General features: G+C 68.1%; 15 protein-coding genes. 6 read left to right on the top strand and 9 right to left on the bottom strand.

Annotated elements, in window-relative coordinates:
• Positions 1–21: 21 nt before the first annotated feature.
• The 7 genes from AC0699_RS28125 to AC0699_RS28095 all read right to left on the bottom strand — a co-directional run bounded on the left by AC0699_RS28125 (position 22) and on the right by AC0699_RS28095 (position 6,158).
• A complete protein-coding gene (locus tag AC0699_RS28125; RefSeq protein ID WP_478665537.1) occupies positions 22–963 on the bottom strand; it encodes a type II secretion system F family protein in 942 nt (313 codons plus the stop codon).
• Between the two features lie 90 nt (positions 964–1,053).
• A complete protein-coding gene (locus AC0699_RS28120) occupies positions 1,054–2,394 on the bottom strand; it encodes a CpaF family protein (RefSeq protein WP_478665534.1) in 1,341 nt (446 codons plus the stop codon).
• A gap of 47 nt (positions 2,395–2,441) precedes the next feature.
• Positions 2,442–2,810 carry a TadE family protein gene (locus tag AC0699_RS28115; RefSeq protein WP_478665531.1) on the bottom strand — a complete coding sequence of 123 codons (369 nt, stop codon included), beginning with the start codon at positions 2,808–2,810 and terminating at the stop codon, positions 2,442–2,444.
• Positions 2,811–2,813: 3 nt separating this feature from the next.
• Positions 2,814–3,197: a TadE/TadG family type IV pilus assembly protein gene (locus AC0699_RS28110; RefSeq protein ID WP_478665529.1), complete on the bottom strand. Its 384-nt coding sequence runs from the start codon at positions 3,195–3,197 to the stop codon at positions 2,814–2,816.
• A 29-nt stretch (positions 3,198–3,226) separates the two neighbouring features.
• The gene (locus tag AC0699_RS28105) at positions 3,227–4,468 is read right to left on the bottom strand and encodes a CpaE/TadZ family protein (protein WP_478665526.1); all 1,242 of its coding nucleotides are present in this window, start codon (positions 4,466–4,468) and stop codon (positions 3,227–3,229) included.
• A gap of 7 nt (positions 4,469–4,475) precedes the next feature.
• A complete protein-coding gene (gene cpaB, locus AC0699_RS28100; RefSeq protein ID WP_478665524.1) occupies positions 4,476–5,183 on the bottom strand; it encodes a Flp pilus assembly protein CpaB in 708 nt (235 codons plus the stop codon).
• 114 nt (positions 5,184–5,297) lie between these two features.
• Positions 5,298–6,158, bottom strand: a complete 861-nt coding sequence (locus AC0699_RS28095) for a hypothetical protein (protein ID WP_478665641.1) — start codon at positions 6,156–6,158, stop codon at positions 5,298–5,300.
• A gap of 446 nt (positions 6,159–6,604) precedes the next feature.
• Between AC0699_RS28095 and AC0699_RS28090 the strand changes: the two genes are divergently transcribed.
• From AC0699_RS28090 to AC0699_RS28070, 5 genes are all read left to right on the top strand, one after another.
• The gene (locus AC0699_RS28090) at positions 6,605–8,155 is read left to right on the top strand and encodes a hypothetical protein (RefSeq protein ID WP_478665522.1); all 1,551 of its coding nucleotides are present in this window, start codon (positions 6,605–6,607) and stop codon (positions 8,153–8,155) included.
• Positions 8,156–8,180: 25 nt separating this feature from the next.
• Entirely contained in the window at positions 8,181–8,732 is a 552-nt protein-coding gene (locus AC0699_RS28085) for a hypothetical protein (protein WP_478665520.1), read from the top strand.
• Between the two features lie 8 nt (positions 8,733–8,740).
• Entirely contained in the window at positions 8,741–9,163 is a 423-nt protein-coding gene (locus tag AC0699_RS28080; protein ID WP_478665518.1) for a DUF3592 domain-containing protein, read from the top strand.
• Positions 9,164–9,188: 25 nt separating this feature from the next.
• Complete coding sequence (locus tag AC0699_RS28075; RefSeq protein WP_478665515.1) at positions 9,189–9,635, top strand: hypothetical protein; 447 nt, start codon at positions 9,189–9,191, stop codon at positions 9,633–9,635.
• A 195-nt stretch (positions 9,636–9,830) separates the two neighbouring features.
• The gene (locus AC0699_RS28070; protein ID WP_478665512.1) at positions 9,831–11,528 is read left to right on the top strand and encodes a chitinase; all 1,698 of its coding nucleotides are present in this window, start codon (positions 9,831–9,833) and stop codon (positions 11,526–11,528) included.
• 151 nt (positions 11,529–11,679) lie between these two features.
• Here AC0699_RS28070 and AC0699_RS28065 read toward each other — a convergent pair whose 3' ends face one another.
• A complete protein-coding gene (locus AC0699_RS28065; RefSeq protein ID WP_478665510.1) occupies positions 11,680–12,144 on the bottom strand; it encodes a hypothetical protein in 465 nt (154 codons plus the stop codon).
• A gap of 22 nt (positions 12,145–12,166) precedes the next feature.
• The gene (locus AC0699_RS28060; RefSeq protein ID WP_478665507.1) at positions 12,167–13,453 is read right to left on the bottom strand and encodes an Nramp family divalent metal transporter; all 1,287 of its coding nucleotides are present in this window, start codon (positions 13,451–13,453) and stop codon (positions 12,167–12,169) included.
• A 159-nt stretch (positions 13,454–13,612) separates the two neighbouring features.
• Between AC0699_RS28060 and AC0699_RS28055 the strand changes: the two genes are divergently transcribed.
• Positions 13,613–14,974 (top strand): M14 family metallopeptidase, encoded by a 1,362-nt coding sequence (locus AC0699_RS28055; protein WP_478665505.1) that lies wholly within the window; start codon positions 13,613–13,615, stop codon positions 14,972–14,974.
• Positions 14,975–15,104 lie beyond the last annotated feature (130 nt).

Genomic DNA, 15,104 nt, shown 5'->3' with positions numbered 1-15,104 from the left:
CTCTTCCCCTCGTCCTCGGCCTCAGACCCGGATCCGGGACATACGACGGATGAGGACGAAGCCGACGGCGTACATGCCGAAGGCGATGACGACGGCGCCCTGGCCGACCACCGAGCCGGTCATCTTGTCCAGCGCACCCGGGCGCATGGCGTTGATCATCAGCAGGAAGCTGAGACCGAGCAGTGGCACGGCGAGTGCGGTGACCTTGACCTGGGAGAGCAGGGTGGTCACCTCTCGGCGGGTCTCCTTGCGCTCCTCCAGCGTCTCGGTGAGGTTGCGCAGCGAGCTGACGACCTGACCGCCGGCCCGGTTGGAGAGGACGAGGGTGGTGACGAGTACGACGAGTTCGCGGGACGGCAGCCGATCGGCGAGCTCTCCCAGGGCATCGTCCAGCGTGTGGCCGACGGCGAGCTGGTCGGCGACGCGCATGAGCTCCTCGCCGGCCGGGTCGTCGAGCTCCTCGGCCGCCATGGCGAGTGCGGTCCGCATGGCGAGTCCGGCCTGGGTGGCGTTGGCGAGGACACGGGTGAACTCGGGCAGTTGGTTGATGAACGCCTCGGTGCGCTTGGCGCGCTGCCAGTTGAGGAACGCGTTCGCGCCCCACAGCCCGACGACGGCGCCCAGGACCCCGAAGAAGGGGGCGAAGATCGCGCCGATGGTGAAGTAGATGGCGAGCAGGGCCAGGACCACATAGACGAAGTACTCGCCCGGGGACAGGTCCAGGCCGGTCGTGGCGATCTTGCGCTCGATGCGCTTGCCGATGCCGGTCCCGCGGAGCCGGCGGTCCACGCGTCGGAAGCGGCGTCGTCGGCCGGCGGGGACGGCGATCTGACCGGTCTGCGACATACGGTCGACGAGCGCCTGCCGCGCGGCCTGCCCCGAGGAGTAGATGTGCAGGCCGATGACGCCGAGGACGCAGGCGAGCAGGGTGACGCCGATCGTCAGGAGCGGGAGATTAGCCACGGGCTGAACCTTCTCGTCGGACGGGAATCCTGGTCGGGGCCGGGACGGTCACTGTCGTGCGGCCCATGCGGCTGACGCAGCTGATGCGGCTCATGCGGCGGCCTTCCGCAGGGCGAGCTGTTCCTCCGACTGGGCCACCCCGAAGGCGGGCGGGATCGGTTCGCTCTTCATGTAGAGGCGCTCGGCGACCCGGCGCGGCAGCGGAAGGTATTCGAATTCGCCGTGGATCCGGCCGTCGGCGGACATGGGCTGGGCGTTGAACCGGCAGACGCTCACGATCCGGTACTCCTCCCGGCCGTGGGAGTCGACGATGGCGATCTCGGTGATCCGGCGGGATCCGTCGGCGTGCCGGGTGAGCTGGACGATGACGTCGACGGCGCTGTTGATCTGGTCCTTGATCGCCACGAACGGGATCTCGACCTCCGACATGGAGCCCAGGGTCTGCAGTCGCATCAGCGCGTCCTCGGCGCTGTTGGCGTGGACGGTGGCGAGCGAGCCGTCGTGACCGGTCGACATTGCCTGGAGCATGTCAAGCGTCTCGCCGCCACGGACCTCACCGACGATGATGCGGTCCGGACGCATACGCAGCGAGTTGCGCACCAGGTCGCGGATAGTGATCTGGCCCTTGCCCTCGACGTTGGCCGGGCGGCTCTCCAGCGTGATCACATGGTTCTGCTGGAGCTGGAGCTCCGCCGAGTCCTCGATGGTGACGATGCGCTCGCCGTCGGGGATGAGCCCGGACAGGGCGTTGAGCAGCGTCGTCTTTCCGGTGCCGGTGGCGCCGGAGACGATCACGTTGAACTTCGCGCGCACGAGCCCGGAGAGCAGCACGGTCATCTGCTCGTCGAGCGAGCCGAGTTCGATCATCTCGCGCAGTGTGAAGGCGCGGGGGAAGCGCCGGATGGTGAGGATCGGGCCGCTCAGGGAGAGCGGCGGAATGATCACGTTGACACGCTCACCGCTGGGCAGCCGGGCGTCCACCATCGGATTCGCCTCGTCGACACGGCGGTTGACGGTGGAGACGATGCGCTCGATGGTCTGCATCAGCTGCTCGTTGGAGCTGAAGCGCATCGGCAGCAGCTCCAGCCGGCCGCGGCGCTCGACGAAGACCTGCTCGGGGCCGTTCACCATGATCTCGCTGATGGACGCGTCCTCGAGCAGGGGCTCCAGGATGCCGAGTCCGAGGGCTTCGTCGACGACCCGGCGGATGAGCTGCGAGCGCTCGACCGAGGAGAGGACCGGCCCCTCGCGGCTGATGATGTGCCCGAGGACCCGCTCCAGGCGGGCGCGGCGCTCCGCGGCCTGCAGTGCCGACATCTCGGCGAGGTCGATCTCCTCCAGGAGCTTCGCGCGGTAGATCCCGACGAGCTGGCTGTCCGAGCCCTGCTCGTTGTTCGGCTCGGGATTGCTGATGCGCGCCCGGAGGCTCATGTACTCGACTCCTTACGGATGTGAATCGGTCGCTGGTCGGTCGCCGGTCAGTCGGTGACGGGCATGGTCGCGGAACGGACAGCCCTGTCGAACTCGACTCCGGGCACGAGGGAGGGAATCGCGACACGGACGGTCACCGTGACCTCGTCGCCGAAGTCGCCGCGGGGCTGGACGATGGCGTCGTCGGCCAGCCAGTCGCTCATCGCCGCCCTGCCCGCCTGTACGGGGTCGCCGTTCCCGATCGAAGCCGTACGGGCCGCGGCCCGCGCGCCCGTGCCCGCCTGCTGCACGGCGTACGCGGCGATGCCCAGCTGGATCGCGACGAGCGCGATGAGGAGGAGGATGGGGATCCAGCCGAGGTACTCGATCGCAGTCTGGCCCCGGTCACCGTGCTTGCGGAAGGTGCGCTTCTGCATGGCTCAGCCCTCCCACGTGGCGGAGGCGCGACCGGGGACGGTCAGCGGGAAGTCGACGAAGCCGGGATAGAGGACCGGAACCTTCAGATCGAGTTCCACCTTGTACAGGCCGCCCTCCTCACCGCAGTCGAGCCTCGTCACCTGCCAGGCGTCGGGGAGGTTCTCGCGCGCCGCCTGACGGCAGGCCAGCCCGGGGTTCCAGCGCGCGGCGGCTCCCGCCCGCGCTCCTTCGTCCGCCGAGTTCCCCGCCAGCGAGAACGTGTATCCGACCAGTGCCGCCTGCCAGAGCAGGATCAGCGTCGCCAGGATGATCGGCACCATCCCGGTGAACTCGACGGCGGTCTGTCCGCGGTCGTCTCTCCAGTTGGTAACTGCCGCGATGCCCATCGCTTCAACTCGCCCCCTCGTTTCGTCGTTCAGCCACGGCGCCGGATACCCAGCGCACCCCGGTCGCTCTTCAACTTGCCCTGTTTCTGCGCTGGTTCTGTCGTCTTCACCAAACCCAGCTCCCCGGCGAGGCCCCACAGTGCCTGCTTGACCGAGGACTTGGCCTCCAGGTCCTGCAGCCGGCCGGCGTCGACCAGCGCGTGCAGTTCCTTGAAGTTGGCGGGGATCACCACCCGGGAGACCCGGGTGGACGTGATCCGCTCGATCAGCGGAGGCTGTATCTCCGTATTGCGTATGTACCGGTTGACGACGGTCACCGTCTCCTCGGCCTTGCGGATCTGGAGGCGGTCCCAGAGCCGGACCATGCGCTTGGCCGCGCGGACCGCGACGACGTCCGGTGTCGTGATCAGCAGCGTGGTGTCGGCCATTTCGATCGCTGCCGCGTTGGCGCCGTTCATGTAGCTGCCGCAGTCGATGACGACGACTTCGTACCGGTTACGCAGGGCGCTGACGATCTGGCGCACCGACCGGTCGGTGACCTCTTCGCCGCGCTCGCCCTCGCCGGGCGCGAGCAGCAGTCCGATCCCGACGTCATGGTTGTAGACCGCGTCCTGGAGCACCCGCGGCGAGATGTCCTGGATGCCCGCCAGATCGACGATGGAGCGACGGAACTGCACATCCAGGTACGAGGCGACATCGCCGGACTGGAGGTCGAGGTCGGCAAGGGCGACGGTCATGCCCGACGCCTTGGCAGCCAGGGCCAGCTGCACCGCTGTGAGGGTGGTGCCGACGCCGCCCTTGGCGCCGCTGACCGTGACGACGGTGCCGCCGGGACCGGTGAAGACGTCCCCGCCCTGGCCGAGATGGCGGCGCACGCCGACGGACCAGGTGGCCGCCGCCTGTACGCGCTGCACCAGCTCCTCGTACGAGAGCGGGAGGCCGACCAGGCCGCGGGCACCCGAGTCCATGGCCGCCGAGTACAGGCCCGGGCTCGCGTCGGCGGTGACCAGAACGACGCCGACCGCGGGAAAGCGGAGGGCCACCTCCCGGATGACTTCGAGTGCCGGTACCGGCCCGATCCGCTCGTGGACGAGGACGACCTCCGGGAGCTCGTCGATCGACTCGGTCGCAAGCCGCGCCAGCGTGTCGATCAGCGAGGTCGAGTCACCGACCGGCCCCGCCGGCTCCGCGTCCGGGAGCTGGCTCAGCAGGGTGGTGATGGATCGGGCGGCGTCGGCATCACCGACGGCCGGGAGGATTCTGGTCGTCATTCGGCCCTCACTTGTCTCCTTCGAGGGTGTAGGTGCCCTCTCCGGGCCGCAGCTGCGTCGATCCGCCGGCGGCGAGCAGAGCGAGTCGCACGTTGACCGCGAACGACTCCGCGTACGCGACACGCTGAGCGTCCTTGGTCTTCAGCGCGAAGGTGATCGGCACGGCTTCGCGCAGCGTGCCCCGCCGGTCGTCCTCCTTGGGCTCCAGCGCGGTCAGGCGGCCCACGTCGATCACCCGGGCGTTGGGGACGATGACCCGGGACTGGGCCTTCGCTCCCTCGTTCTCCGCGGCGAACGTGGCGTAGATGTTGACGGAGTCACCCGCCCTGATCTTGCCCGCCACACCCGTGGCGGCGTCGATCATGATGGCTATCTCCTGCTCGTCCGTGTCGAGGGCGGGCCGCTTGACGAACATGTCCTCCTGGAGCAGCGAGCCCTTCTTGAGCTGGGTGACGGCCACCTTGCCGTCGACGACCGAGACATCGGTCACCGCGTTCTCGGAGAGCCAGCGTTTGGGCATCTTGATCTTCTTGAACTGGTTCGGCTGCAGCGCCTGATACGGAGCCACATCGACGTTGACCTGGTAGGCGTCCACCTCGGGGCCGACCTTGGAATTCACATCGCTGATCACCGAGAGCACACCGGCGAACGCACCGAAGGCGCAGAGGACCGAGAGGAGCAGAAGGATGACGCCGCGGCGTTGGCGTGAATTCATGAGCTGGGCAACCTCGTGGGAGACGTGGGCTGACGAGCGGACTGGTACGTGCGGTGGGTTGCGTCGGGTACGGCCGGGCACGCCATCGGTCCATGCGTACCGCCCGGCGGCGCATTACGACCCGTGATTCATCGGTGTTCCTTCATTCAGGACACCGGAGGCGTGCGTTCGGTTCTCGGCAAGTGCGAGCGGCGCCGAGCAGAACCCGCAACGGTCACCGATGAGTTCGATGCCGCACCAGGTACACACCTCCCGTCTCACGGACGAAACCAGTTGATAGATAACAGAGATGTCCGGGAGGAAGGCAGCGAATTCGATCATCCGTGCCGTGCCCCACCACCGTGGCGATTCGGCCGGCAGCGCCGTCTCCTGCATTCCCTGAACCCGCCAGGCGGGAGCGAGGGTCGAATTCACCCATTCCGACTGCAGCTGACCTTTTGCCACCAGAAGCTGCGTTATGAACTCGGGTCCGGCGAGCTCGCCACTGCCGATCTTGATCAGCTGGGGGGTCGGGTTGGCCACCACGCCGAACTGCGAGCCCGGCACCCAGGACTTGGCGTGGGACTTGAGGCTGACCGGTACACGGTCGAGCTTGGTGACCGAGTTCAGCAGCGCCCCGGAGTAGATGTAGTGGGAGAGCAGCCGCGCGGCCGAAGCGATGACGCCGGCGCTGAAGTCGCAGATCGACAGCTGCCGCAGCTGGCGGACCAGCACAGACACGCCGAGGGGCGGCAGATCGAGCTTCAGCAGGGCGATGCGGTCGCTCTCCAGTACGGAGCGGACCGTGTGCAGTCTGCGTTCATGGGCGGTCGGGATCGAGGCGGGATAGAGGGCGATCACGTAGCCGTTCTGCTCCACCAGGACCTGCATGTCTGCGAGCGCCGCATCCAGCGGCTGGACATCCGGCGGATGCAGCAGCGCCGCGGTGGGCGTCTGCCGGTCGGTCGGCGGCAGCACCATGTCGGCGCTGGTCACGGCAATTGCGGTCGGCACGCTGATTCCCCGTTCAGCTCCGGTCGCCGCAACGTGCGGCGACCGCAGATCCCTACTGCTCCGTGCTCCTCCTGCACCAGCACTTTATCCACGTCCTACAGAGCAGAGAACAGCTTTCGAGGAGCAGTGCCCCAACCCTCACGCAATACTCACGGATCAAATCGGACGAATCTTCCAGAGGTTAACTCCTGTATCACCGACCAGATTTCGGTATTCGCCCCTCCGTTTCTTGCCGGACAGAAACCTTCCGGTGCAGTCCAGAGCCCATAACAACTCTTTGGGCCCGGACTCCGATTGGCCACCCGGGGCCCAACTGGCCTTCTGGGCCCGAAATGGGGCCCCAGGGCCCACGCCGCACCGCCTGCCCTTCCGTAACGTCCGGATCCGGTCAGGGACAGCACCGGGCTCGACGGTCCGAGGGGGACGAGATGAGACAGGCAGGGCGAATATCGCCACCACCGACGAAGCGCCGCCGTGGTGCGGGCGACCGGGGCGCCACCGCCACCGAGTACGTCGGAGTCATCGTCGTCTCCGCCGCGGTCATCGGTGCGATCGTGACCACCGGCATCGACGGCACGATCGCCGACAAGCTGCGCTGCCTGGTCACGTTCGGCGGCTCCTGCGGCACCCCGGGCGGCAACCAGGCCGCTCCCAAGACCGACGCCGACTACGAGCCCCCGCTCTGCCAGATCTCCTCGATCAGCGACAAGGCGGGCGCCAAGGGCAAGCTGCTCTTCATCGAATGGGGCGAGGAGTACGGCTTCCAGCAGCAGACCTTCCAGGCCAAGACTGACATCAACAAGGACGGCAAGGTCGACGAGAACGACCAGCAGGTCTTCATGACCTTTACCGACGCCGCCTCCATCGCCGCCAAGAAGGACTGGAAGCCGGGCGCCAAAGTCGGGAAGTTCGGCTCCGACAAGGTCGAGCTGGGCGCCGGCATCAAAGTGACCAACGGGGACACCTGGGTGTTCGACAGCGAGGCCGACGCGAAGGCCTTCCGCGACGACATCGAGCTGCTCAAGACGTACGAGCTGACCAACCGGCACAGCAACGCCCAGGGCGGCGGGCTCGGGAACAGCATCCTCTACCTCTTCGGCAAGGGCCCCATGGCCGAGGAGGAGAAGCTGCGCAACCGCATCGACGAGAAGCTCGGAAACCGGCACATCAGCTACGGCAAGGTCGGACTCGAAGTGAGCGCGGCAGCCGGTCTCAAGCTCTCCGCCGCGGACGAGAAGAAGCTCAGCGCCACGCTCGGCGGAAACTTCAAGTTCTCGCCCGAGGGGACCTGGACCGACAACAACTACAAGGGCACCAAGTCGTACACGTACAGCGCGTCCATCGAGTACGGCTCGAAGGTCGGTTACGAGGCCGGGCCCATCAGCGGGGAGTCGTCCGCGTCCACCACCCAGACCGGGACCATCACCGTCACCCACGACAAGAAGACCGGTGAGCTGCTCCGGATCGACATGACGCGCACGGTCGAGAAGGGCGCCACCAAGGACGGCGTCAAGGTCGGCGGCGACAACGGCAAGGAGAAGGACGACAAGCGCGGCGGCAACGGCGGGGTCAAGGGCAGCGACCAGGAGACCGGCATCGAGGTCATCACCAACTCGATCGTGATTCCGCCGGGCGACGAAGGCGCCAAGCAGCGCGCGATCGCGCAGGAATGGCTCGACGGAAACGGACAGTACGGGACGCCCTTCACCTACATGTTCGACGATCACGCGCCCACGAAGCGGCCCGGGAACGACGACAAGTTCGGGCAGCTGCTCTTCGACGAGGGGCTGTCGAGCCGGACGACGTACACCGGCCAGACCGAGGCGGCGGAGTACGGCTTCGAGCTCAACCTGGGACTGAGCCTCGGCTTCTCGGTCTCCACCGAGAAGAAGGAGGAAATTCTCAATGACGCCGAATTCCTCGGAGCGCCGCAGGGAGACAGCCGCAGCTATGTCCCGTACAGCTACTGTGCGAACTGATCCCGGGGACAGGAGCACACACGCCATGAGCAGCAAGACGAAGCCGTTGCACTGGCTGATCGCGTCCGTGGCCGTGCTGGCCACCGCCGGCTGCGGTTCGGACACCCAGGCCGGTACGACACCCGAAGGCTGGGGGACCTTGAAGACTCCCTCCGTCACCGTCGCCCACCCTCCCGCCTTCAAGGAGCAGAGCGACGCCGACCGCAACAAGCACAACGCAGCCGCCGCAGCGCTGAGCGAGGGTGGCAAAACCGTCGGCATCATCACGGTCCAGCTGGACTTCACCAACGCCGACTCGGTCGAGGAGGCCGCGATCGGCGCCGAGGCCGGGGTGGCGCTCGGTTCCACCCTCAAGGGCCAGAAGGAGATCCAGGTCGCAGGCCCGAACGGCAAGCAGGAGGCCCGCCGTGTCGACTTCGAGTTCACCGAGAAGGGCGACCGGGTCAAGGGTGTGATCATCGCCGGTCTCGACGCGCAGAAGAAGGCGTACGCGGTGCGGATCGACGCGGTGAAGGGCCGGCTCGACGACGGCGATCTCAGCAAGATCATCGACTCGGTCACGGTCCTGAAGGGTTAGGGGCCGGCATGGAGGTCCCGGGTGGGCACTACATCTTCTTCGGCGGCATGATCGCGCTGTTCGGCTGGCTGACGGTGAAGTACGCCCGCCGTCTGGTCACCGTGGCGCACTCGGTGCGCCGGGGTGAGCGCGCGGAGGGCGAGTGCGTACGGATCGAGTCGGAGCCGGGCACCGACTCGGACGCCTACCGGCACTTCTTCGCCTTCCGCACCCGGGACGGCCGGGACATCGAGTTCGAGGACCTGGCGGGCTGGTCGATGAGGACCGGTACGCGGGTCATGGTGGCCTACGACCCGGCGGCCCCCGAGCGCACGGCGACGATCGCGGGGCGCGGCAGCTGGTCCCCGGTGGTGCAGTGCGTGGTCCTGGTGACCGGCTGCGGCATGGCCACGGCCGTCTTCACAGCACTGTTCCTGTTCGCGGAGAACTGACCGATCCGATCGGAGGCGAGTGGCGATGACGAGGTACGGCTACCCGGGGGCGTCCGCCCGGCGGGACGAAGGACGCGGAGCGGCGGTGTTCGCACTCATGCGCGCCTGGGCGGCCGGGATCGTCGTCCTGCTCATCACCGAGTATCTGCAGGCCACGGTCGTCTACGACTACGTGGCGACGCCGTCACGGATGGAGACTTTCGGGGGCCGCCTGTTCCTGGTCCATCTGCCGAACGTGGTGTGCATCGCGCTCGCCGCATGGGCCGCGGCCCGGCTCCATCGCGAGCCGTACCGGGAGTCCCGTCCGCAGCATCTGACGGCGGCGATCGCCGTCCCGGTGGCGGCGCAGATGCTGAACATGGCGGTGCAGTGGGGGCACCTCGCCGCCGAGGGCCTACTGATGTCGAACGCGGTGCTGGTGGTGGGGTGCGTCGCGGGATTCTCAGCCGACAGGCTGCAGGAGGACGGCTGAGCGGGACGGGGTGTGCTCAGCGTTGGAAGGGCCCGGTCCGGGTGCGGACCGGGCCCTTCCGTATACAGCCTCCCCCCAGAGGTCTTGACAACCTGATTGGTCTGGACCAGCTTGTACGCCCAGCGGTGGCCACCGTTCCAGCACTCCGAAGCTTCTCCCCCCACACACCGTCAACTCCCCTACCGGAGGCAGCAAGTGGACCGCACCACAGGCGTACGAAGATGGCTCGGCGGGGCCCTGGCGCTGGCCGTCGGCGTCGGGCTCGGGATCGCCGGCGGGGCCGGCACCGCGCAGGCCGCGGACGTGAACGTGGCGAAGAACGCCGGGTTCGAGTCGGGGCTCGCCAACTGGACGTGTTCCGGCGGGTCCGGGGCCATCGTGTCGTCGCCCGTGCACGGCGGGGCCGGCGCGCTCAAGGGCACGCCCGCCGGCCAGGACAACGCGAAGTGTTCGCAGACCGTGGCCGTCAAGCCCAACTCGACGTATCAGCTGAGCGCCTGGGTGCAGGGCTCGTACGTGTACCTCGGGGCGAGCGGGACCGGGACCACTGACGTGTCGACCTGGACGCCCGGGGGTTCCACGTGGTCGCAGCTGAGCACCAGCTTCACGACGGGCGCCAGTACGACCTCGGTGACCGTCTATACACACGGCTGGTACGGCCAGGCCGCCTACTACGCCGACGACATCTCGGTGTTCGGGCCGGACGGGGGCGGCGGCGGTGACCCCGACCCGGTGGTTCCGCCGGCTCCGGCCGGGCTCGCCGTCGGGGCGGTCACCTCGTCGTCCGTGGCGCTGAGCTGGAACGGGGCCTCCGGGGCGACCGGGTACAACGTGTACCGGGACGGCACCAAGGTCCAGTCGGTGACCGGGACCTCGGCCACCGTGACCGGCCTGGCCGCGTCGACCTCGTACCAGTTCCAGGTGACCGCGACCAACGCGGCGGGCGAGTCGCCGAAGTCCGCGGCGGTGACCGGGACGACGTCCAGCACCGGCAACCCGGGCAACCCGGCCGTGCCGAAGCACGCACTGACCGGCTACTGGCAGAACTTCAACAACGGCGCCACCGTGCAGAAGCTGCGCGATGTTCAGTCGCAGTACGACATCATCGCGGTCTCGTTCGCCGACTCGACCGCGACGCCCGGCGAGATCACCTTCAACCTGGACCCGGCCGTCGGCTACGGCTCGGTGGACGAGTTCAAGAGCGACATCAGCGCCAAGAAGAGCGCCGGGAAGTCCGTGATCATCTCGGTCGGCGGCGAGAAGGGCAACGTCACGATCAACAGTGACGCCTCCGCGACCGCCTTCGCCGACAGCGCGTACTCCCTGATGCAGCAGTACGGCTTCACCGGTGTCGACATCGACCTGGAGCACGGCATCAACTCGACGTATCTGTCGAAGGCGCTGCGCCGGCTCTCGCAGAAGGCGGGCTCCTCACTGGTCCTGACGATGGCTCCGCAGACCATCGACATGCAGAGCACCGGCACCGAGTACTTCAAGACCGCGCTCGCGGTGAAGGACATCCTGACGGTCGTCAACATGCAGTACTACAACAGCGGTTCGATGCTCGGCTGCGACCAGAAGGTCTACTCCCAGGGCTCGGTGGACTTCCTCACCGCGCTCGCCTGCATCCAGCTGGAGGGCGGCCTCGACGCGTCGCAGGTCGGCCTCGGGGTCCCGGCGTCCACCCGCGGCGCCGGCAGCGGCTACGTCGATCCGCAGATCGTGAAGAACGCGCTGGACTGTCTGGCTCGCGGGACCAACTGCGGTTCGTTCAAGCCCTCGCGCACGTACCCGAACCTGCGCGGTGCGATGACCTGGTCGACGAACTGGGACGCGACGGCCGGCAACGCCTGGTCCAACGCGGTCGGCCCGCACGTCCACAACCTGCCGTGACCGACCGGCCGCGAGCAACCAGCCGTGACCGACCGGCCTTGATCGACCGGTCCTGATCGACCGGTCCTGACCGACCGGCCCTGACCATCCACGGACAGGCAGCGTCGCCGCCCCCACCGGCGGCGCTGCCGCCGTGCTGCCCGGCAGGTGCTCAGTACGCCGGCGGGCGGTTCGCGAGATAGAACTGAAGGACGGAGCCGAGCTCTCCGAGCCACTGGTGCAGCACGGCCTGGCGGCGGGCGGCGACCCGGCACTCGTAGAGCATGCCGTCGGCATGGGCCACGGCCACCATGAGCACCGTGCCGTGCGGTGCAGGGGCGTGGTGGACGGTCCGGATCACCGACCAGGGGAATTCCATGGTGTGGCCCTGGACCTCCAGGGCCACACCGTTCACGTCGACGATGACGGAGTTGACCCGGTCGTGCACCAGGAACTCCGGCCCGTCGTACGGGGCCTGCGCCGGCCCGCCGTACGGGGGCTGTACCGGTCCGCCGTACGGGGGCTGTACCGGCACAGGTGCCGGAGGACCGAAGCCCGGAGGCGGGGGGCCGAAGCCGGGAGGCGGGGGCGGTGCCGCGCCCTGGCTGTGCTGGTCGGGATGGCCTCCGTATGTCATGTCCACCAGTATGACGGGCCCGTCACCACGGAAGATCGCGCACCTGCTGCACGCAGAGCACGACGAACAGCAGTCCGGCCGCGGCCAGCATCACATTGCTCAGCAGGCCGTTGCGCCACTGGGCCGGCGTACGGGACGAGTTGAGCAGCCACACCAGCGTCAGCGCCAGGAACGGCATGAAGAACGCGCCGATCACGCCGTACACGATGACGAGCCCGAAAGGCTGGTCGAGGAAGAGCAGGGCGATCGGCGGGAAGGTCAGCCAGAGCAGGTACATCCGGAACGCCGGTGACTTCTCGCGGGCGGTCCCGGCCGGGGCGAGGGACGGCCGGTAGTGGCCGACGAAGTCCGCGAACAACAGGCTCACTCCGTGCCAGACGCCGATCAGCGAGGTGAAGGACGTGGCGAAGAAGCCGACCAGGAAGAGCTTGGCGGTGGTGGCGCCGTAGCGGTCCTCCAGGATCGTGCCGAGGTCCAGCAGGCCCTTGTCGCCCTTGGCGAGCGCGATGCCCGAGGAGTGCAGCAGCTCGGCACCGACGAAGAGCATCGCGACGACGAAGATGCCGGTGGTGATGTACGCGACGCGGTTGTCGAGCCGCATGACCTTCATCCAGCCCGCGTCCGTCCAGCCCTTGGCGTTGACCCAGTAGCCGTACGCGGCGAGCGTGATGGTGCCGCCGACGCCGCCGATCAGGCCGAGGGTGTAGACGAGCGAGCCGTCGGGGAGGACGGGCGCGAGGCCGGCGAGGGCGTCGCCGAGATGCGGCGTGACGCGGACCGCCAGATAGACGGTGACCACGAACATCACGCCGACCAGGACCGTCATGACCTTCTCGAAGACGGCGTAGCGGTTGAACCAGACGAAGACGAGACCGACGAGGCCGCAGGCGACGGCCCACCACTTGAGGTCCATGACGTCCGGGAAGAGGGCGTCGAGCGGAAGGGCGCTGGAGGACATGGCGGCGGCGCCGTAGACGAAGCCCCAGACGACGACGTAACCGACGAAGTAGACCGTGGTCCAGGAGCCGAGGCTGCGCCAGCCGTCGAAGAGGGTGCGGCCGGTGGCGAGATGCCAGCGGCCGGCCGCCTCGGCCAGCGAGATCTTGACGAGGCAGCCGATGACGGCCGCCCACAGCAGGGTGTATCCGAACTTGCTGCCCGCGATCAGCGTCGCGACGAGGTCACCGGCGCCGACACCGGTCGCTGCTACGACGATGCCCGGGCCGATGTGCCGCCAGCTCGCCTTGCGGGGCGGGGACATGACTGTCCCTTTTTCTGATCCTGTGTCTTCTTCCGTCGTGTCTGTCATGGTTGTGGCCGCCTTTCCCCTCATCATCGAACTCGTGGCCGAAGTGCGCCCTTGACCAGTGCATGCCACACCCCCACCATGTGCCCGTCACATCCGCACCACAAGCACGCCGTTCACGTCGCACTGAGCCACCCCCACACTCCCTACCCAGGAGACAGCATGCGACTTCGCAAACGCGGCAGCGGCCGCAGGTCCGTCACCCGGTCCGCCGCCCTCGCGACCCTGCTCGCCCTCGCCGTGGCGGTCCCCTTCACCGCGACCGCCTCCCCCGCGCCGGAGCCCACGGCCCCCACGGCCTCCGCCGAGACCGAGGAGCCGACCAGGCAGTACGAGATCCACGGCCCGTCCACCGTCGCCGAACGCAATGCCATCGCCGCGACCGGCGTGTCGATCGACGAGGCCCACGACCACACCGTCGTCGTCAGCGCCAACGCCGCCCAGGCGAAGCGGCTCCGCGCACTCGGCCACGTACTCGAAGCCCTGCCCGCGCCGCCGTCGCGCAGGGCGGCGGGTACGGCCGCCAAGCCGTTCGACTTCCCGTCCGCCGACGCGCGCTACCACAACTACGCCGAGATGAACGCGGAGATCGACCAGCGCATCGCGGCCCACTCGAACATCATGAGCAAACGGGTGATCGGCAAGTCGTACCAGGGCCGGGACATCGTCGCCATCAAGGTCAGCGACAACGTCGCCACGGACGAGAACGAGCCCGAGGTCCTCTTCACCCACCACCAGCACGCCCGCGAGCACCTCACCGTCGAGATGGCTCTCTATCTGCTGCGTGAGCTCGGCGACGACTACGGCACCGACTCCCGGGTCACCAACGCCGTCAACGGCCGCGAGATCTGGATCGTCCCGGACCTCAACCCGGACGGCGGCGAGTACGACATCGCCACCGGCTCCTACCGCAGCTGGCGCAAGAACCGGCAGCCCAACTCCGGTTCTTCGTACGTCGGCACGGACATGAACCGCAACTGGAACTTCAAGTGGGGCTGCTGCGGCGGCTCCTCCGGCTCCCCCGGCTCGGAGACGTACCGTGGCCGGTCCGCCGAGTCCGCCCCCGAGGTGAAGGTGGTCGCCGACTTCGTACGCTCCCGCGTCGTCGGCGGGAAGCAGCAGATCAAGGCCGGCATCGACTTCCACACCTACAGCGAGCTGGTCCTGTGGCCGTACGGCTACACCACGTCCAACACCGCCCCGGGCCTGACCCAGGACGACCGCGACGCCTTCGCCACCGTCGGCCAGAAGATGGCCGCGAGCAACGGCTACACGGCCGAGCAGTCCAGCGACCTCTACATCACGGACGGGTCGATCGACGACTGGCTGTGGGGCAACCAGAAGATCTTCGCGTACACCTTCGAGATGTATCCGAGGGGCTTCGCGGGCGGCGGTTTCTACCCGCCCGACGAGGTGATCGAGCGCGAGACGAGCCGTAACCGTGACGCGGTGCTGCAGCTGCTGGAGAACGCGGATTGCATGTATCGCTCCATCGGCAAGGAGCAGCAGTACTGCACCGGCTGAGCACCGCCTGAGCGCCGGCTCGGGCCGGCATGACCGAGGGGCGTCCGGGACGTGGAGTCCCGGGGGGGGGGGGGGGGGGGGCCCTGCCCTGGGGAGGGTTGTTTGGGAAGAGCGATTTCGGACCCACAAG

This window comes from Streptomyces sp. NPDC043870 (assembly GCF_056435785.1).
Note: the sequence above shows the minus strand (reverse complement) of the source record. Positions and strands in the feature narration are given on the sequence as shown.